The following is a 19205-nucleotide window of genomic DNA, read 5'->3' as shown; positions in this document are numbered from 1 at the left end:
TGCGGACCTACACTCGCGGGCGTGACACTGAGACATCTCGCCTATACGGGCGCCGCGCTCGTCCTGATCGTGCTCGCAGTCCTCCTGATCATGCTCCTGACCGGCCGCTCCGATGACGGCCCGACTCTGGTCCGTGGACCACAGACAGACACCACCACGGCACCCGTGCCGACTCCTGCTCCGAACCCGGCGCCGCCGACCGCGCCGAAGCAGCTCGCGATGCTCGAGGTCACTGCCCCGGATGGCTATGAGCTGAGCGACCTCCCTGGCTCGGACACGCTGCAGCAGTTCGAGCTCACCGGTTCGGACCCGGGGCGTCCTCAGATCAGCGTCAGCCTCATCCGGGGCGCCGGAGCAGCCCAGAGTGAACTCCTCGGTCCGCTTCGGCAGGCCCGCAAGGACCGTGACCTCACCGGCGCCGCTGTCACAGTGGCGCGCACTGAGATCGCCGGGGCGCCGGGGATGCTCTACTCCCTCGACTACCGGCTCTACAAGCGGGCCCGAGTGATCGCGGTCCGCTCCGTGTCCCCCACCCTCGCGATCGTCGTCGAATCTTCGGTGCCGCGCGGCCAGCTCGCCGGCACCCGTTCCCTGGTCCGCACCGTCGCCCGCCAGCACGTCACCCTGAACCGCGGCGGATGACGCCCGGCCCACGCCGGCGCGGCTCGAAGACACCGAGCCGCCTCAGCCTGCCGCTCCGCTACGCCCGCGTGGACGGCGTCCCGGCGGACGCCGAGAGGCTGAGCGTCGAGCGGATCAACGTCCTGCGCCGCGAGGGGCGCATAACCTGCCTGTCCTGCGGTGAGGCCCTCACCATCCGGCTCGGGCCCCCGCCCCACTTCAGCCACTCGCCGGGCGCGACGCTCTGCCACGACCCGCCGAGCCCCGGTCACCAGGCGGCCGTGAACGCGATCGCGAACCGCCTCGGCGAGATCGTCCCCTCCGCCCAGGTCCAGCAGCGGGTCGAGTTCCCCGACCAGTGCTTCCTCGCCGATGTCGCCGCCGTCAGCGGCCGCGGCCTGCGCCTCGCGGTCGAGGTGCAGGAGACGGAGATGGAGCGTCAACGCGTCGAGGATCTCCTCGATGCGATGGAGGATCAGGGGGTTGCTCTGCTCTGGATGAGGAGCGCGTCGCTTCTCACCCTCCGCGGCGCCGCTACTCGCCCGACCCGCAAGGCCACACTAGGCCCCGTCGAGACGGCTCTGCTCTCCCGCGGACGCGCACTCATGTACGTGGCCCCGGACCAGATCGACGACCGCTTCTCCTCCGGGGAGCGCCTGCCGAAGATCCTCCTGCTCCACGTCCGGCCCGAGGTGATCGAGCTCGCTCGCGCCGGCGACCCGAAGCTCGGGCAGGTCGACGTCGTCCTCCGCCGCTACCCACTCTCCCAGCTGCGCCTGCGCGCGGGATCCGTCTGCGTTCTCACCGACTACGACCCGCCGCTCCCCGAGCTGCCTCCCTTCCCCGAGAACCTGCGCCGGCGCCTCGACAAGCTCCACGCGACACCACGCCTGGCCTAGCCCCGCCGCGCCCGATCCGGCCCTGCAACGCTGTAGGGCCCCGATCGGGGCCCTACAGTCAGAAGAAGACAGGAACTAGAAGCCGAAGCTCCTACTACTGCCAGCTGATGGTCTGGACGCCCGCGGCGCTCATGCCGATCACGTAGTCCTCCGAACCAGCAGAGGTCATGGTCAGGACACCAGCAGCGACCTCGACGTCGATCGTCTCGCCGTCGTAGGTTGCGTCGTCGACCTCGAAGGTCAGGCCCGGCTCCGCATCCGCCAGGTAGGCCACCAGAGCAGCCGACTTGGCCGCGTCGTCAGCACCGGGGTAGTCGCCGAAGTTGCCGGCGCCCTCCTCGGCCAGCGCCACCGCGGCGTTCTTGTACGCGACCGTGAGGTCGGACTTGACGCCGGTGTCGCTCGCTGAATCACGAACCGACAGGTACGCCGGGATCGCGATCGCCATGAGGATGATCAGAACCGCGATCACCACGATGAGCTCCACGAGGGTGAAGCCGTCACGCTTACGAAAGATGTTACGCACTATGTAATCACCTCCATCTTCTGTGCTGTAGGGGTTGAAGAGAAGGTGCGTGAGTGCGTGCGCCCGCACACCGTTTCTCCCTAAGTCCCCCACCGGCCTATACCGACGGCCAGGTGTGAGACCCCGGGCGCCGCTCAGATCAGGAAGGCGAAGGCGATCGGTCGTGAGTCGAGGGAGCCCGCCGCGGCCTCGCTGACAAGTCGCCGGTCGGCATCGGTGAAGATCTGCGGCGTCGCGTCGGCGTGGGCGGCGACGGATGCGAAGGCCTGGGCAGCCACCTCGGGGCGCCCGGCGCTCGCGGCGCCGAGGCCGAGGAGCAGGTGGCAGTAGTGGATCCCCCGCTCGTGGGAGATCCGCCGGTAGATCGCGCTGGCCCGCCGCAGCTTCTCGGGGTCCGGGTCGCCTGACACGCGGGCGAGGTCGGCGAGGGCAAGAAGCGCGTGGGCGTGGATGATCTGGTTCTGGGCGCCGCTCGCGAGGACGCTCGCGCGCATCAGCTCGCGCTCGGCCATCCTGTTCTGCCCGAGGGCCCGGTGGGCGTTGCCGCGGCAGAGCAGCAGCGCGCAGATGCCCTGGTCGCCGATGCCCCGGTAGAGGTTCTCGGCGTGGACGAGCTCGCGCATGGCCGCGCCGATCTTCGCCTGGTCCCCGAGGCGCACGTACATCTCGGCCTCGAGGCGCAGGGCGTCGGCGAGGGTCCGCGGGGCGTCGAGAGCCCGGGCGTCGGCGCGGGCCAGGCGGATCTCCCGCAGCGCCCGGCCGTGGGCGCCGGCGAGCAGGAACATGTCCCCGAGGACCAGCCGTCCGTGCGCTCGGGCGCTACCGGGCGTTACCGACCTCGAGAGGGCGTTCTGGAGGTAGCTGGTGGCCGCTGGCAGGTCCGTGCGGGCGCCGGCGCGGGCAAAGAGGATCCGGCCGCGCTCCATCAATCCGTGGTCATCCGGACTCTGGTCCATCGCCATCTGCGCAAGCTGGGCGGCGCGCTCGTGCGAGCCGACTTCGAGGTGGCAGGCGCCGAGTCCGTGGATCGCCCGTGCGCTCCAGCGCCCATGGCCGCCGTCGGCGAGGCGCTCATAGGCGGCGCTTGCCGCGGCGAGGTCACCCTGCCCCCTCATCGCGTCCGCCTCTGCGAGACGCAGCTCGGGTGTCAGCGGCTCTGCGGGAGCCCCATCGAAGGATCGTGCGAACTCGGCGAGGCGGTGGCGGACGTCATGCCAGTCCTGGTGGCGCGCAGCGGCTCGGATCTCGGCGATCTGTTCAGGGGACATGGCGCCGACGGTAGGCCCGCGAGAACGCGCCACGGGCGAAGTCACTATCGCCGTCGGGCCATGAGTGTGAGTGATCGGCGGCGCGCGCGAGGGCGCACGTAGATTCGGGGGATGCCAGAACTGCCAGAGGTCGAGCTCGTCGCCCGATACCTGAGAGGCGCGCTTCACGGCAGACGGATCACCGCAGTCCGGATCGAGGACCCGCGCCTGACCCGTCCCGTCGACCCACGCCTGGTCGAGCGTCAGCTCACCGGCCGGCGGATCGAGAAGGTCTCGCGGCGCGGGAAGTGGATCGTCATCACCCTCGACGGCCCCGTCCTCCTCAGCCATCTTCGGATGACCGGCGTCTACGTCCACCCGGCACGCCCTAGCGCGCACCGTCGCGCTGTGATCGACCTCGACCACGGGGCGGAACTGAAGTGGGCCTCCACCCTCGCCGGAGCGACGCCCACCGGTCACGGGGTCTCCGTGTCCTATGAGGACGTGCGCCGCTTCGGCTGGTGGGGCGTCATGGAGGACGCGGCCGCCGCGGCGCAGTTCCTCGACGCGAGGCTCGGACCCGAGCCGCTCGGCGCGGACTGGAACAGGAGATATCTAGGTGCCGCGCTCATCGGCCGGCGCGGCACGATCAAGGGCCTACTCCTTGATCAGGCCTTCGTCGCCGGGGTGGGCAACATCTACGCCGACGAGGCCCTCTACCGCGCCAGAATCCATCCTCGAACCCGGGGCGAGGACCTCAGCCATGGGCAGACGAAGCGGCTCGCTGCGGCGGTCTCAGCCGTCCTCCAGGCCGGAGTGATCGCAGGTGGGGCGAGCATCTCCGACTACCGGCGCCCCGACGGGTCCGAGGGGTCGATGCAGAACCAGCTGGACGTCTACGGACGGGGCGGCCAGCCCTGCCTGATCTGTGGGGCGGCCTTGGAGCAGGACCGGATCGCCGGGCGCGTGAGCGTCTGGTGCCCCACCTGCCAGCCCGAGCCGGACTCCTAGAAGAGCTCTCCGGACAGCTCGGGGTCGAGGATCCGCTCGATCAGGGTCGAGTTGCGCTTGCGCAGGTCGACCTTCGCGACCGCCATCCGCATCGCCTTCGCCTCGCCGACCACGACGACGAGCTTCTGAGCGCGGGTGACGGCGGTGTAGGTGAGGGAGCGCGAGAGCATGACGTAGTGGGCCGTCGAGACGGCCGTGACGACGGCCGGCCACTGTGATCCCTGGCTCTTGTGGATGCTGAGCGCCCAGGCGAGGGACCAGGTCTCCATGTCCCCGACCGGCAGCACGATCGTCCGCTCGTCATCCAGGAGCACGTGGGCCTCGAGGGCCTCGGGGTCGAACGACTTGACGATCCCGATCTGACCGTTGGAGGTCTCGCGGCCGTGGGTGTAGTCGTTGCGGTTCTGGACGATCCGGTCGCCGACGCGCATGTTGCGCATCCCGATCGGCTTGCCGTGCTCGTTCATGAACTCCTGCATGCGCCCGTTCAGGACCTCGAGGCCGCAGGCACCCTTGTACATCGGGGCGAGGATCATCACGTCCGCCACCGGGTCGAGCCCGTAGGTCCGCGGCAGCCGCTCGGCCGCGAGCTCGATCACGAGCTCGGCGGTCTCCTCAGGGGTGTCGCGCAGCATCCAGAACGAATCCATCTGCATCGTGCGACCCTCGGCCGCCTCCGCCTCGGCGTGGCGCCGGTAGGGCAGCTCGCCGCGGTTGATGCGGTGGGCGTTGGTGATGATCATCGAGCTGGCTGCTTGCCGGAAGACCCGGTCCAGGTGGGTGCGCGGCACCTTCTCCGAGTCGATCAGGTCGGCGAGGAACTTGCCCACGCCGACCGGCGGGAGCTGATCGGGGTCGCCGACCAGGAGCAGATGGGTCCCCGGCCCGATCGCCGCCAGAAGGGCCTCGGCGAGGTCCAGAGAGAGCATCGAGGCCTCGTCGCAGACGACCAGGTCGACCTCGAGGGGCGAGGACTCGTCACGGCAGAAGCCACCCTCGATCGGGGACCACTCCAGGAGACGGTGGATGGTCGTCGCCGGCTGCCCGGTGATCTCGGTCATCCGGCGCGCGGCCTTGCCGGTGGGAGCCGTCAGGGCGATCGTCTTGCCCGCGGTGAGGGCCGACTGGATGATCATGTCCTGGGAGGCGGTGTTGTGGGCGACCAGGCCGCCGGCGAGGTAGTTGTGGGGGCCCGCGACCTCGAAGTCGTAGACGAAGCCCTCGTAGTCCACCAGCTCGATCGCGACGATCGGACTGAAGGCGATCGCGCCCTCGCCACCGTCCTCTTCGGTGAAGGATCCGGAGAGGACCTGCTCCCGGTAGCGCGCCGTGGCCTCGGCGCCCAGACGCGCGCGCCAGGTGAACCCTGAGGGCTCGATCTCGAGGCGGATCCCGAAGCGCCCGAGCATCAGGCGCAGTTGCTCGAGCAAGGACCGCGAGTCGCTCGTGATGTCGATCCGGGCCGGGTCTTCCCATTCGTTGGCCAGCTCGATGAACTGTGAGAGGAAGCCCGCCCGTGTCCGCGGGCCGCCGCCGACCACGCAGGCCGGGATCAGCTGGCGCACGGCATCGCGGGTCAGGGCCGACTGGCAGGCCAGGTGCCCGGCCAGCTCGGGATGGATCTCCGGCTCACGCGCGCTCGCCGGGAGATGGCCCGGCACGGCGACCCGGACGCCGACCGACAGGTCGTTGCTCCACCCGGTCTCGGTCAGCAGCCGGTGCTCGCCGGTGATCAGGATCTGTGCCCCGTCGGCGAGCCGGACCATCCGGAGCGTCTCGCGCACCGGCTGGCGGTAGAGCTTGGTGATGGCCGCCGGCGCCAGACGGCCGTCGTCCATGAGGCTGACCGTGGTAAGCGGCTCGCGCGGAGTCGCCCACTCGCCGTCGGCGTCGGGGGTGCGGTCATCCCCGGCCATGGTCTGCCAGATCTCGGCGGCCTGGTGCTCGGCGCCGTTCACGAGCACAGGGGTCTGCGGCCCGACGCACTTGCCGACGCCCGGACCACCGGTGAGCAGGGCGATCCGGTTCGCGAAGGCCATCTCCAGCGCCGCCCACTGCTGGTCGGTCGGGACGTACATGTGGTTGGCGCGCGCCTCGTCCTCGGTCATGCCGGCTGGGAGGCTCGGCCGGGTCAGGTTCCCGATCATCGGTCCGCCGGCGGCCTCGAGCAGGTTGCGCACCCGACGGGCGACCCGGGCCTCCAGGTTCCAGGTCTCGGCCCGGTAGATCCGCTGGGTGTTCTCGGTCGCCTCGACCACGAGCACCTCGGACTTCAGGAGCTCTGTCGCCTGGGTTGCGATCAGGGGCTTGTCGCCGACGCCGAGCTCGTTCCCGGCGCGCGCGAAGAGCTGCTCGAGGGTCACGAAGGTGTTGCCGTCCCCCTCGGCCTCCTCGATGCAATGGAGGATCCCGGCCTGGACCCGCCGTGGGTCGTCCTTCGGCCAGTCCAGCCCGAGGGCGATCTTGTCCGCCTGCTTGAAGCCGACCCCGGGGATCTCGATCATCACGTACGGGTTGTCGGTCAGGATCTCCACGACCTCGGCGCCGTAGCGCCGGTAGAGGCGCCCGGCCAGGTTCGCCGTCACACCCGCGCCGAAGAGCCAGGTCTCGATCTGGCGCATCGCGCGGACCTCGGCCCAGACCTCGATCACCTTCTCGACGGAGGCGCTCGGAAAGGCGACACCCTTGGCGCTCCGGATCGAGCGCAGGACCTCGGGGTTCTGGTCGATCAGGTCGAAGGCCTTGTCGCCCAGCTGATCGGTGATCGCCTTGGCGAAGGTCGGGCCGATGCCACTGACACGAGCCTGCAGCCACTTCTGCATGCCCTCGGCGCTCTGGGGCAGCGAACTCTGGTAGTTGACGACGCTGAAGGACCACCCGTGCTGGGCGTGCTCCTGCCAGCGACCGTCGCATGCCAGCAGCTCCCCGCCGGCGCAGCGCGCAAGCGGACCCTTGACGGTCACGCGCGCCCCGTCGCTGTCGCGGCTGGCGTTCCAAATCGCGAAGCTGCCATCGGGTGAGGAGAACCGCGGGGCGTTGCCCTCGAGGGTCACCCGGAGGGTGGTCTCGCTTGCATCAACCGGCGGGGTGTCAGCGCGCCCGCCGCTGGCGTTCATCCAGAAGGGGCGCTTACCCTTCGTCTGGCGGGGCTGGGTCGTTGCCATGTGAGAGACGATAACACGGGCCAGAGGCCGGGCTGCCCAGCTTACTCACAGCCGGCGCGGGCGGCACTTGCACGGGCGCGTGACCCTTCGCAAGAGAGCTCAGCGAGAGCTTGACGAATGTCTGCAGGGTGGTCAGGCAGGTGTAAAGTCATCTGCGGACCTGACGGGAGGATTCACTGATATGGCGCGTGGCAAGAGCGGTGTGGCACGGGGAGCGACAGCGGGTGTGAGATCAGCGGGCGGCGCCTCGGCGTCAGTCCCGACGATCGGTGGCATCAGCCTCGAAACCCACGAGCACGACCCCTCAGCGGCAGGCATGCTGCTGAACTTCGAGCTCGCCGGCAGCGCGACCGTCGGTCAGCGGATCGCCGGCGTCAGCGTCGGCCGCTACGGCATGACCGGCCTCGATGGCGTGGTCAGCGTGACCCCGCAGCCCGACGGCACCGTTCTCGTCGTCTTCGCCAACGGCACCACCGCAATCGTCAACCTCTCCACCCGCACGGTCCAGACCGACGCTCCCGGCAACCCGAGCCCCGAGGCGATCGCCGCGCTCTACGAGGCGCTGGCGCTCGACCCCTCGGCCCCGCCGGAGCTGGTCGCCGCGCTCGAGAACTACCACGCCGACCGCACCGACCTGGCCAGCCTGGCGATCGCCGCCAGCGCCGGCGAGAAGGTCCTGGCCGGCGCCGACGCCTTCTACGTGCTCGTCGACGGCGACGAGCCCACCGAGGAGAGCGCCCGCCTCGACGCGGTCCGCCGCTCCATGGAGGAGACCGGTCAGGTCCCGCTCTGGCTGCGCCGTCAGGCCGAGGGACTGCCCCCGCGCGTCTCTCCGATCGGCGCTCTGCTCTACGGGAGCCGGGCCGCCGTCGTGCGCGAGGCGATGGCCTTCAACATCGACGACTGGGACGCCCCGGACATGCGCAAGGCGCTCACCACCCTTGCCGAGACCTACGAGATGCCCGAGTTCGCCGCCAAGGTCGAGAAGGCCAAGACCAAGGAGGACCTGGACGCGCTCTCCACGGAGTTCGACGAGCTCGGTCTGCGCGGCACGCCGGCGCCGATCACCCTCGCCGCCCGCAACCGCACCGCTCGCCAGCTCGGCCTGAAGATCTACACCGAGAACCCGCGGTTCGTCTTCACCGCCGGGATCCAGGACGCCTGCGCCCTGATCAACGACCTGACCTTCACGGGCACCCGGGCCTTCGGCTTCGCGGGCCCGCCCGGGACCGGCAAGAACACCTTCATCAACGAGCTCGCCGCGGCCAAGGGCATGCCCGTCTTCGAGGTGGACTTCTCCGCGGGCGACAGCATCCGCGACCTCCTCGGCGACATCGCCCTCGAGGACGGCAACACCCGCCTGAAGCTCGGCACGCTGACCCGTGCCCTCAGCGCCAAGGGTGGCGTGGTGGCGGTCTACAACGAGATCGTCTCCGCCAAGGACGAGGAGATGACGGCCCTCCACAACATCCTCGGCTCGGGCGCCGACCAGAGCGTCAACCGCTTCATCACCTTCAAGGCGCCGGAGGGGATCGACACCGGCGAGGGCGGGGAGTCGGTGCGGGTCGAGATCGACCCCGACTCGCTCCAGTTCCTCACCTGGAACCCGGGCCGGGCCGATGAGCGCCCGCCGCCGGCCGTCGCCCGCCGCATGGCGACCTTCTCGATCGAGTACGGCAGCGAGGACGAGGAGGTCGAGCGCCTCTGCAACGTGACCTACGGCACCGTCGAGCGCCTCCTCGAGGGCGTCGATGACCCGGCCGTCCGAGCGCGCTGGGACTTCGACCCCGACATGACCAAGCCGGGCCCCGACGGCCAGCCGGTCCTCGTCCCGATGCGTGAGCAGTGCCCGGACCTGGAGCGCGAGTGCCGGATCGCGGCCAAGATGGCCACGCACATGCGCCGTCAGTTCCAGGAGGACGACCTCCAGCACTACATGGACACGACGACCCTGGCGCGGTTCCTGACCTCGGTGCTCTGCAACGACCACTTCCCGAGTGAGGGTGCCGCGGAAGCCGGCGCGACCGTCTCGGGCGCCAAGCTCGGCATGCGCCTGCTGGACTTCATGTACGACCAGACGCTGCCGGCCGAGGATCGCTACGACGCCCTCGTCCAGACGATGGCCCCCTACTACGGCGACCGCATCGAGGCGCTCGGGACCGGGAGTATCGGCCGCTGACCTGGCCGGGAGGGACCTGATGGACCGAAGGGGCCGCGATCAGCGGCCCCTTCTCGTCACACCATAGCCGGCCGTCAGTCAGCGACGGAGGAGCCTCTACCGCGTCTGGTAGTAGGGGTTGCGCCCCGCGGTCTCGGTGCGCCCACAGCCGTAGTGCGACAGACCGGTGTTCATCCACCAGCCGTAGACCCACCTCGAGCTTCCGGTGAACCGACTCACGCACAGCCCGACGACTCGGTACTGGACATTCGTCGGACCGCCGGAGCACTTCGCCGTGACGCCGCTGGTGAACGCACTGGTCGAATGGGCCCAGGCATGGCAGCCGGAGCGGTACGGACCGGCGTTGGCCGCGCTCGGAGACATGAGGATGGCCCCGGCGACAACGGCCGAAGTCACCAACGTCGAGAAGATCCGGCGGCGGTTCGTCGCTCGGGACATGTGCGGCTGCCTTTCGCTGTGAGAACTGGCGGATCCTCTGCTCAGGACGTACGAGATGTCAAGTGAGGAATCGCGCAACGCCGAGGCGCCCAGGCCCTGGCCTCTCGACGGCTGATAAGTCAGGTGACGGATGAGGTGCCGAAGGGGCGCGATTCGCAACCCTTCTCACTGTCCGAAGGCTTAGCTGTGCCTGCGGCGGCCCCTCGCACTCCGCGGCCTACCCTTGGGGTATGCCTCAGCCGCCGCGCACTCCACGGACCCTCCACATGGCCGGCTCCGCGGGCCGCCCGGACCAAGGGGAGAGCTGGCACTCGCTCGCCGGCAAGACGCTTGTGGTCGAGGAGAAGGCCGATGGTGAGGAGATCACCATCTGGTTCGAGTCCGGTGATCCGATGCCGAGGATGGCGGCGCGGACGACCCCTCTCACACCCGGGATCGGACTGATCGGCGCCTGGGGCGCCTTCATCGCCCCCGCCCTGCGCGCGCGCATCGGCGAGGACTTCGCCGTGACGGGCATGTGGATGGAGAGGACTCACGCCGTCTTCTACGACTGCCTCCCCCATCTGTTCTGGGAGTGCGATGTGCGTGAGCTCTCCAGCGGCCACTACCTCGACACGCCCTCGCGCCGGGAGCTGCTCGGCGATGTCCTCATCCCGGTACCCGTGCTCCACCACGGGCCGCACGGCAGGCCGGAGGACCTGAGAGACCTGGCCGGTCGCTCGGCGGCCATCTCGAGCGACTGGCGGGACGCCTTCGCCCAGGCATCCACCGAGGCCCGGGTCCCCGTCGCGCGCGCCGAGTCGTGGATCACGGCGGATCAGATGATGGAGGGCCTCTACATCAAGCACGAGGCCGCGGGGCGCGTGGCCGGCCGCTACAAGTTCATCAGCCCAGCGTTCCTCGCACGGATCCACGCACAGGACGGACACTGGTCGAGCCGGCCGAGGATCCAGAACCGGACCCGCAGCGCCGAGGTCCTCTGGACCTGAGGCGCGGCCCTATCTCAGCCGCGGCTGGAGATAGGGATCCCGCGACGAACCGGCCGGGTGGTGGAGCGCGACTTCGCCGGCGGGGCGCCGGGCTTCGGCGCCGGGCGACGTGCGTCCATGACCTTGCGGATCGTGGTCCGGACAGCCTGGCGCTGATCGAGGCGGGCGCGCACCGTCGCGACCCGCAGGTCAAGGGTCGTGTCCCGGCGCGAGCCATCCACCTTCAGCGCCGCGCGCAGGGCCTCCTTGCTGCCGATGACGGTGCATGACCGCTGGGCCCGCGTCCAGGCGGTGTAGATGAGGTTCCGCGAGAGCATGCGCTCACCGGCTCCGGTGGTCAGCGTCGAGATCAGGTGCGGGGCCTGGGACCCCTGGGACTTGTGGACGGTGATCGCGTAGCCGAGCTGTGAGAGGTCGTTCAGCTGCTCCAGGGACATCGTGCGGCTCTCCCCGTCGGTGAGGACGACCGTGACCGTCTTCTCCGCCGCGTCGTAGGTCTCGACCTGCCCGAGATCGCCGTTCACGAGTTCGAGCGCGTAGTCGTTGCGCGTGAACAGGACGGTGTCCCCCTGACGCAGCGGGGTCTTCGGACCGAGCGGTGCGCCGTCGGGGTTGATGACCTCCTGCATGCGCGTGTTCAGGGCGTGGACGCCCGCGTCCCCGTTCTTAGTCGGGGAGACGACAAGGACATCCTCGGGCTCGTGGCGCTCGGCTGCCTCGACCGCGATCTTCGCCGCTTGCACCGGGGTGTCGGTCTCGATGAACTGCCAGTCCGCACGCACCGGGCGCCCGAGAGCCGCCTCCGCCTCGTCCTTCGACCAGAAGGGCTCGAGACCCTCCTTGATGCGGTTGGCGTTGGCCAGCAGCATCGAGTCCTCGGACTGGCGGAACACCTGGGTGAGACGGGTCGAGGGGACCCGGCCCGAGGAGATCATGTCGAGGAAGACACTGCCGGCGCCGACGGGCGGAAGCTGATCCGGGTCCCCGACGAAGACCACGTTCATCTCGCGCGGGCAGGCCGCGAGCAGGCGCTCGGCGATCCGCATGTCGAGCATCGAAGCCTCATCGACGATCAGCACGTCCCCGCCCATCTGCCTGATCGGCCCGCCGGGCTTGGATGAGACCAGTGCGTCGAAGCCGATCAGGCGGTGGATGGTCTGGGCCTTGCGGCCTGTCGCCTCGGACATGCGCTTGGCGGCCTTGCCGGTCGGGGCCGCGAGGGAGTAGGTCAGGCCCTTCGCCTCGAGCGTCGCGACCATGGCCTGGAGGGTCATCGTCTTCCCCACCCCAGGGCCGCCGGTCATGATCGAGACCGGCTCGGCGACGGCGCTGTCGACAGCCCGCCACTGCTGCTCGGTCGGCGTGAAGCCGTTCATGGTGATCCTCTGGGCCACTCCCGGGCGCGGGGCGCGTGGGAGCCGGTTCTGCAGCAGCTCGTACAGGCTGGACTCGACCTCGAAGAGCTCCGCTGTGTAGATCCGCTCCTCTCCCTGGAAGGTCTCGACGATCACCCGGTGCTCGTCGGACATCGTCCCGATCGCCGCGTCGATCTCCTCGGGGCGGGCGGAGGCGCCGAGGCCCAACAGCTCTGCGGCCTTCTCGTGGAGCTGATCCCGGGTCATGAAGATGTGCCCGGACGACTCGGCGACCTCGAGCGAGTACTCGACGCCGGCGGCCAGGCGCGAGGGGTGGTTCGCCGGCAGGCCGGCGGCCCGGCCGATCCGGTCGGCGAGCCGGAAGCCGATCCGGTCGACCTCGGTGATCTTGTAGGGGTTCGTCTTCAGGATCTCGACGATCGCCGAGCCGTAGTGCCCGTAGAGGCGGCTCGCCATCGCGTTCGAGATGTCCAGGCTCCCCAGGTAGAGCATCGCCGCGCGCTCCCCGCGCAGGTACTCCCAGTTGGCCATGATCTCCGCGAGCTCCGCCGCGCGCAGTCCGCGGCCGCCACTGGTCTTCACCGTGCGCAGCAGATCGAGGTCCTGGTCGATCTTGCTCAGGCAGTCAGTGCCGAGCTGGTCGAGGATCTGCCGGGCGAGCACCGGTCCGATGCCCGGCATGCTCTGGAGGTAGGACTCCAGCCCCGCGAGGTCGGTCGGGTCCGAGTGGTCGAGCTTGGAGATCTGGAACGACCAGCCATAGCGCGCGTCGAACTTCCACTTGCCCTCGCTGATGCGCAGGCGATCGCCCTCGCTGGCGTTGACGTGTCCCTTGACCACGATGTCCTGGCCGGCGCCGTTGACCCGGCAGGCCATCATCTTGAACTCGGAGTCCTTGGCGGCCCAGAAGATCTTCTCGATGATGACATCGAGAGATGTCTGTGCGGGATCCGACGGAGGGGCGTGCCGCGACGAGCGGCCTGTCGTTGTCTGACGCCCGCGTGCCATCACAAGCGACCGTAGCAGCGCGGTTACATGCCGCTGGATCCTTCTTGCGCAGGCTCAGCCGAGAGAGACGACGTTGTCGAACTGGCACGCCTCGCCCTGCGCCGTGAGGCGCAGACGCAGCGTCTGCCCGGTCAGGGTTGCCATCGGCACTGTCAGCACCGACCACTCAGCGACCGGAAGAGATGGCGCCTGTCGGTACACCGCGTCCCCGACCGGGTTCAGCAGAGACACCTGGCAGTTCGACTGCGCTGACTCGGGGCGGACCTCCACCTGCAGGTTGTCCCCCTGGGCGGTGAAGAACCGGGAGTCGAGGACCACGGTCTGAGCGCCGGAGGCCGGCACGAGCCGAGCCGCAGACCCCGAGCCGCTCTCGGTCGTGGTGAGACCGTTGGCCGGGCTCGCGACCCAGGTCTCGAAGGTCGGACCCGGCGCCGGCAGGTCGAAGTCCCCCTCGGGGATCTCGGTCGGAGCGATCAGGATCCCGTCGAGTCCGATGCCGGTTGAGAGGACGGCCGGTGGGCCCTTGGGCGGCTGATAGGTGATGGTGATGGTCCGTGCGAGCCGCAGCCGCGGTGAGACGGCGACGGCCTCCTCGGCCGGCGGTGCCGCCGGGGCAGGCGGGACACTGACGTGTCCACGGATCGACAACTGGCGGTTGTCGGTGCTCGTCGCAGCGAGGTTTGCCGCGGCGCCATCGGTGAAGGAGTCGAGGCCGCGGGAGGCGCTGTTCGTGACCGTCGCGTAGGCGTGTCGGATGATCTGGTTGGGACCGGCAGTCTGCAGGGCGAGGTAGTAGTTGCGGTTCGTGATGTCGACCGGGGAGGGGAAGGCGAACGTGACCCATCCGGCCGCGCGGTTCTTGACGATGTTCACTGTGCTGCTCTCGGCGATCTTCGCATCCCCCGAGGCGCCGGCGTTGTAGAGGACGGCGCGGGCATTCTGGGAGCCGCTGGCGGCCGGGCCGAAGCCGTCGAGGTAGACGGAGATCTGCGTCAGGGAGCCTGAGACCGGGGAGACGAACGCTGAGGCGCTGATGGACTCGTTACCGGGGCTGAACCAGCCCGAGGTGCCCTGGCTCGAGACCCCGAAGGTCGTCGAGGTAGGAGACCCTGAGGGAGGAGCCGGGGCGGGAGCCACTTCGGCCCCGGCGGCGTCGCGGTAGACGACCGAGAAGTCTGCGGCGGCGCAGGAGCGCAGGCGTGCGAGGCTGATCCCCTCGCCCGGGTCGGAGCTCAGGGTGCTCGGGGGGAACGCACCGGAGAAGGGGGCCGCGCGCTTGGAGTAGCGCAGGACGGGACCGTCCGAGCCGAGGCAGTCGGCCCAGATCAGGTGGAAGAGCTTTCCGTCCCCCTCATCCAGGCGCCACTCGACCCGGTTGCTGAAGGCCTGGCGCAGCGGGAGCTCGGCCTGGCTCAGCTTGGTCGTGACAACGGAGATCGCGCTCCGGCGCTCGCCCGCCTGGCGGTTCGACTCGACGACCGAGATGTGCGAGCGCAACCCGGAGGAGAGGAGGGTCCCGATGATCAGCAGGAGGATCACGCCGACCAGCCCGGCGATGATGATCTCGACCAGCGTGTAGCCGGCGCGGTGTGCCCGGCGCCTCAGCACGGACCACCGCTCGGGCGGACCTCGCTCGAGGTGGCGAACTGGTTGCCCTCGGTCTGCCCGGCGGCCGGGGTGTTGCGGTAGACCCGGACGCGGTAGCGCGCATCACAGCCTGCGGCGTTGTCGGTGAAGGATGCCGCGCTCAGAAGGCTCGCTCCGGAAATGACTCGCCAGTCGCCGCTGTAGAGCGGATCGGTGCGCTGCTCGTACATCTCGCGGATGCGGCTCTGGGTGAGGTCGGACTTGAAGACGGCGAAGTCTCCGAACTCCCCGACGGCACCTTGGCTGGGCCCGTACCAGTAGTTGACGTTGAAGTTCTGGACCCCGGCCCCGGTGAACCCTCCCTGCGGACCGCTCCCCCGCAGCACCCCGTCGACGTAGATCCTGGAGGTGTCACTCCCCTGCGAGTAGGTGAAGGCGAGCAGATGCCAGCCGCTGGTGTCCATGGCGCCGACACTCGAGAAGAAGTCATCCCCCCAGTAGGCGAAGTTGATCCTGCCATCGCCGATGTTCTGGGCGACGATCACCTGGTTGTTGGCGTAGCTGCCGGAGAAGGTGCTGAAGGTCGCCCCGCCGCCCAGGTGGGTGGCGCGATACCAGAAGACGACAGTGAAGCTGGAGTTGCGGAGGTCGATCGGTGGAGCAACGCCGTACTGGGCGGCGTTCGCCTGTCGAGCCCGCTGGCCGGCGAACGGTGCGAAGGCGGTGGTGTTGGTCGTCGCCCCGCCGTACCAGGTCATGTGCTTGCCGTTGCCCGAGAGGTCGTTGACGACGTTGCCCGGCGTGCCGAGCTGCCAGTAGCCAACCGGGTTGTCAGCCAGCCACGGCGCACCGGAGATGCCAGCCTGGTAGTGCGCCTCGATCCGCGCCTGGGGGAGGACGCCAGCGAAGATCGCCATCTCGTCGAGGGCAACGTCGTGGAGCCCCCTGGAGAGTGGGTTCGGGTTGTAGCCGATGGCCATCGGCTCCGACACCAGGATGTTGCGAGGCCCGGCTCCGTGGTTGACCGCCACCAGGCCACCGTTCACATAGAAGCGGGCTGAGCCTGCGCCGTCGACGGTCATGGCGACGTGATAGGTCCCGGCCTTCGGGAAGGAGTACCCCGACGGGACCCAGCGGACGCAGTCGAAGACTGCGACCAACTCGTAGCCCCGGGTATCGAGCGTTCCTGAGCCCATGCCGAACCCGACGCCGTTGGCGGGCCCGCATCCGTTGTCCGTGCCGCCGACCTTGACGAACGTCCCGCCGGTGGTGCTCGGAGCGCCGGTGAACTTGATCCAGGTCTCGATCGTGATGCCCTGGGTGTCAGCAAAGCCACCGGCGAGGCCGGCCGGAGTTGACGGACGGAAGGCGAGCTTGTCGGCGCCGCTCCAGCGCGCCGAGGATCCCGCGGACTGGCCCGGCAGGAGGCTCGGCTCGCCGAGGACAGGCGGCACGAGGTAGTTCAGGTCCGCGCCGCGACCGGTCGCGTCCGCGGCCTTCGTCGCCCCGCTCGCCTCGTCGAAGGGGTAGTACGCGATCGGCCGGTCAGCCATGATCACGTCGGCGTAGGTGCGCTTTCGCTCGACCCGGTAACCGAGGATCCCCGAGCCGAGGCTGCCGGACTGCCAGTTGAGCGAGGCGCTGGTGGCCGAGTTGGCATTCGCGCTGAGGCTCGCTGGCCGCAGGAGGATCGTCACACAGGTTCCCGCCGATGAGATGCGGTCCGAACTGCGGGCGATCACACAGAAGGTCGCGGTCCTTGCCGCGCCCGCCGCGCGCATCGCGACATCCGAGACCGGATAGACGTTCGCCAGGGTGTCAGTGAGGAAGACACCGTTGCGGGTGATCCTGTAGCTCGCCGCGCGCGGAGATGCGGTCCAGTTGAGCTGGAGGACATCATCACCGAGCTGGGCGGCCGTCAGTCCGGTCACCGCGCTCGGAGCCGACCCGGTCGAGGGTGTCGCACCGACCGGCTTGGGACTGATCCGGCTGGTCAGGGTGACCTTGATCGAGGGGCCGATCACCACGACCCGGGCGGTCCGGGTCAGCGGGTTGCTGCCGCTGGCGCAGGTGGCCGAGGTGATCCCGCAGCTGACATAGCGCAGGACCGTGAACTCGCCGTTCACATCGGTGGAGCGCGGGGCGATGGTCCCGTCGGTGCGCACCAGCGCGACGTCGGTACCCAGGTGCTCCAACCACTGGGTGCGCGCGCTCGTGTTGGCCTGCATCGCGTTGTACTGGGTCTGGTTGAAGGCGACCGTCAGCCGCGGGCTCGAGCGAAGCCTCTCGAGCTCACCCTGTGCGACCTCGAGGGCGTCGGTGCTGCGCTGGCTGGCCCCCTGCGAGGTTGCGGCAAAGCTGAAGACGATCAGGCTGCCGAGTGCGGCCACCATGACCAGGCCGAGAGCGACGACGATCTCGACCAAGGTGAAGGCGCGACGGCTGCGGAGTCGGGGCGGTCCCATTGCGAGGCGACCATAGGCCCATACCTCTCCCGCACCCCCCGTTCTCCGGGGGCGCGGCGCCGCGCTCAGACCCTTCGGGTTGAGCGGGTCTCAGCGTCGAGGCGGCCGTCGGTCCGGATGCGCTCGTCGGTGAACTCCATCGCCCCCGCGACGAGGCTGTGGCCGGCGACCGATCGGATCTGCTCGCGCATCCTGATCGCCACCCGGCGGTAGGCCTCATGCCCCTGGGGCTGGCTTCGCAGCTCGATCAGGTGCATCGCCTCGCGTGCGTTCATCTGGATCGTGAACCGGATCCGGTGGGACATGCTCACCGCATAGGGAGCGACCTCGGGTACCACCTGGCTGAGATCCCGCCAGAGGTCGTGGGAGGTTCCGTGCGCCTCCCTCCAGCGCGGCGCGAAGCCCGCCGCCTCGATGTCATCGGGCACGACGACCCCGAGGCCTGCGCCGAGGGGCTGGGCCTGCAACATCAGCAGCCGGTGGCGCTGGAGGTCGCGGTAGGCGCCGTAGTCGCAGACGATCTCGAAGGTGTAGTCGGTCGCCTCGAAGGCGCGGCCGGGGCGATGACGGCGGTCCGATCGCCGGCCGACGTAGGCCTCGATCAGATCACGCCTGCGGGTGGTGGAGAGATCTGCGACGAGCGCCGCGGCGCCGGAGTGATCCAGGTCCGACACCCCGGTGACGATCTGGCGGAGGATCCGGTCCTCGCCGGCGGGGTCGTGCTCGACCAGCCGCACAAGCGGGGGCGCCCCGGCAGGGCTCGCCGGCTGGCCGGCAACGAGATCCCGCACGAGGTCGCGGCTCGAGACCAGGCACTCACGCCGGTAGGCCGCGGTCGCGACGCCCCGGTCGGGGCGGTCGACGCGGGTGAGGAAGCTCGGGATGACGATCCGCGCCTCGGCGAGGGCGAGGGCGCCGAGCTGACGCGCCTCGGCGAGCGGATGGGAGAGCAGGCGCACAAGGAGGGACTCGAGGGCCTGCCCGGAGGCGAAGACGCCGACGTTCGAGGTGGTCGCCGCCGGCAGCAGACCGCGGACCGCATCCAGGGCCCGGGCCTTCACCGCACGTGAGCGCCCCGCCGAGGCGCCGGGCCCCGCCGGCGGCGTGTGGGCGTCGCAGAAGGCCTCCATCGGACCCATCAGGTCGATGTAGGACCCGAACAGGCCGTCCATGGTCTCGATGAAGCGACGGCGCAGCTGCGGGTGGTCGGTGAGCTCGGCCGGCACGTGGTAGCGGTAGCGGCCGCCCGGTCGGTCCGAGAAGTCGATGTAGCGGGTCGACTGCTCGAGGTAGCTGCCGAGCCTCCCCCACTCGATCACCTTGGTCAGGATGTTGCTGACACCCTCGAAGGCGACTGACACCGCGGCCAGCTGCCCGACACTGTCATCGCCGTAGGCGGCGATCACCCTCTCTGTCAGCGCCCGGGCCTCCGCGTCATCGACCTCCCCGTGATCGGGGACGGCGGTGTCGTTCGGGAGCAGCTCATCGAGCAGCAGCCGCCGGAGGCTCTTCGGGCTGCGCGAGTAGCGCGCAAACGCCCCGGCTGAGATGGCCGCCGGCAGGTTCCGCAGGCAGAAGACGGGCTGGTCGAGGTTCGTGACGAAGGGCGCCAGGCGGCGTGCCTCCTCGGCGGTGAAGGTTTCCATGGAGCAAGAGTAGGCATCGCTCCACCCCGGCCATCGGTGATCTCTACCG

General features: G+C 69.6%; 13 protein-coding genes. 6 read left to right on the top strand and 7 right to left on the bottom strand.

The features are described 5' to 3' along the window. Window positions 1-21: 21 nt before the first annotated feature. Both IU369_RS18970 and IU369_RS18965 read left to right on the top strand, forming a co-directional pair. Window positions 22-642, top strand: a complete 621-nt coding sequence (locus tag IU369_RS18970) for a hypothetical protein (RefSeq protein WP_217924801.1) — start codon at window positions 22-24, stop codon at window positions 640-642. Further along, entirely contained in the window at window positions 639-1520 is an 882-nt protein-coding gene (locus IU369_RS18965; protein ID WP_217924800.1) for a hypothetical protein, read from the top strand. The genes IU369_RS18970 and IU369_RS18965 overlap by 4 nt, the downstream gene beginning before the upstream one ends. 94 nt (window positions 1521-1614) lie before the next feature. Here the strand turns inward: IU369_RS18965 and IU369_RS18960 are convergent, their stop codons facing one another. Continuing rightward, entirely contained in the window at window positions 1615-2046 is a 432-nt protein-coding gene (locus IU369_RS18960) for a type II secretion system protein (RefSeq protein ID WP_217924799.1), read from the bottom strand. Window positions 2047-2180: 134 nt separating this feature from the next. Beyond that, window positions 2181-3314, bottom strand: coding sequence for a tetratricopeptide repeat protein (locus IU369_RS18955; RefSeq protein WP_217924798.1), 1134 nt, complete (start codon window positions 3312-3314; stop codon window positions 2181-2183). A 111-nt stretch (window positions 3315-3425) separates the two neighbouring features. Between IU369_RS18955 and mutM the strand changes: the two genes are divergently transcribed. Next, window positions 3426-4304, top strand: a complete 879-nt coding sequence (gene mutM / locus IU369_RS18950; RefSeq protein ID WP_217924797.1) for a bifunctional DNA-formamidopyrimidine glycosylase/DNA-(apurinic or apyrimidinic site) lyase — start codon at window positions 3426-3428, stop codon at window positions 4302-4304. Here the strand turns inward: mutM and IU369_RS18945 are convergent. Then, the gene (locus IU369_RS18945; RefSeq protein ID WP_217924796.1) at window positions 4301-7468 is read right to left on the bottom strand and encodes an AAA family ATPase; all 3168 of its coding nucleotides are present in this window, start codon (window positions 7466-7468) and stop codon (window positions 4301-4303) included. The genes mutM and IU369_RS18945 overlap by 4 nt on opposite strands. 316 nt (window positions 7469-7784) lie before the next feature. Here IU369_RS18945 and IU369_RS18940 point away from each other — a divergent pair, with 316 nt between their 5' ends. From IU369_RS18940 to IU369_RS18930, 3 genes are all read left to right on the top strand, one after another. After that, complete coding sequence (locus IU369_RS18940) at window positions 7785-9647, top strand: AAA family ATPase (protein ID WP_217924795.1); 1863 nt, start codon at window positions 7785-7787, stop codon at window positions 9645-9647. A gap of 274 nt (window positions 9648-9921) precedes the next feature. Continuing rightward, complete coding sequence (locus IU369_RS18935; protein WP_217924794.1) at window positions 9922-10107, top strand: hypothetical protein; 186 nt, start codon at window positions 9922-9924, stop codon at window positions 10105-10107. Between the two features lie 208 nt (window positions 10108-10315). After that, the gene (locus IU369_RS18930) at window positions 10316-11074 is read left to right on the top strand and encodes an RNA ligase family protein (protein WP_217924793.1); all 759 of its coding nucleotides are present in this window, start codon (window positions 10316-10318) and stop codon (window positions 11072-11074) included. A 14-nt stretch (window positions 11075-11088) separates the two neighbouring features. Here the strand turns inward: IU369_RS18930 and recD2 are convergent, their stop codons facing one another. The 4 genes from recD2 to IU369_RS18910 all read right to left on the bottom strand — a co-directional run bounded on the left by recD2 (window position 11089) and on the right by IU369_RS18910 (window position 19156). Then, window positions 11089-13458, bottom strand: a complete 2370-nt coding sequence (recD2, locus tag IU369_RS18925; protein WP_217924792.1) for an SF1B family DNA helicase RecD2 — start codon at window positions 13456-13458, stop codon at window positions 11089-11091. A gap of 54 nt (window positions 13459-13512) precedes the next feature. After that, a complete protein-coding gene (locus tag IU369_RS18920; protein ID WP_217924791.1) occupies window positions 13513-15066 on the bottom strand; it encodes a hypothetical protein in 1554 nt (517 codons plus the stop codon). Next, window positions 15060-17471, bottom strand: coding sequence for a LamG domain-containing protein (locus IU369_RS18915; RefSeq protein WP_217924790.1), 2412 nt, complete (start codon window positions 17469-17471; stop codon window positions 15060-15062). Before IU369_RS18915 ends, IU369_RS18920 begins: the two co-directional genes overlap by 7 nt. 104 nt (window positions 17472-17575) lie before the next feature. Then, window positions 17576-19156: an FAD-dependent thymidylate synthase gene (locus tag IU369_RS18910; RefSeq protein WP_217924789.1), complete on the bottom strand. Its 1581-nt coding sequence runs from the start codon at window positions 19154-19156 to the stop codon at window positions 17576-17578. Between the last annotated feature and the right edge of the window lie 49 nt (window positions 19157-19205).

The organism is Miltoncostaea oceani (assembly GCF_018141545.1).
Classification (GTDB): Bacteria; Actinomycetota; Thermoleophilia; order Miltoncostaeales; family Miltoncostaeaceae; genus Miltoncostaea; species Miltoncostaea oceani.
The sequence above is the reverse complement of the archived record's forward strand: the minus strand, read 5'-3'. Positions and strand labels throughout refer to the sequence as shown.

Bases quoted from the DNA above. Each gene is read 5' to 3' on its own strand.
- IU369_RS18955 (WP_217924798.1), bottom strand. From the start codon at position 3,314: ATGTCCCCTGAACAGATCGCCGAGATCCGAGCCGCTGCGCGCCACCAG.
- recD2 (WP_217924792.1), bottom strand. From the start codon at position 13,458: ATGGCACGCGGGCGTCAGACAACGACAGGCCGCTCGTCGCGGCACGCC.
- mutM (WP_217924797.1), top strand. From the start codon at position 3,426: ATGCCAGAACTGCCAGAGGTCGAGCTCGTCGCCCGATACCTGAGAGGC.
- IU369_RS18965 (WP_217924800.1), top strand. From the start codon at position 639: ATGACGCCCGGCCCACGCCGGCGCGGCTCGAAGACACCGAGCCGCCTC.
- IU369_RS18945 (WP_217924796.1), bottom strand. From the start codon at position 7,468: ATGGCAACGACCCAGCCCCGCCAGACGAAGGGTAAGCGCCCCTTCTGG.
- IU369_RS18910 (WP_217924789.1), bottom strand. From the start codon at position 19,156: ATGGAAACCTTCACCGCCGAGGAGGCACGCCGCCTGGCGCCCTTCGTC.
- IU369_RS18930 (WP_217924793.1), top strand. From the start codon at position 10,316: ATGCCTCAGCCGCCGCGCACTCCACGGACCCTCCACATGGCCGGCTCC.
- IU369_RS18940 (WP_217924795.1), top strand. From the start codon at position 7,785: ATGCTGCTGAACTTCGAGCTCGCCGGCAGCGCGACCGTCGGTCAGCGG.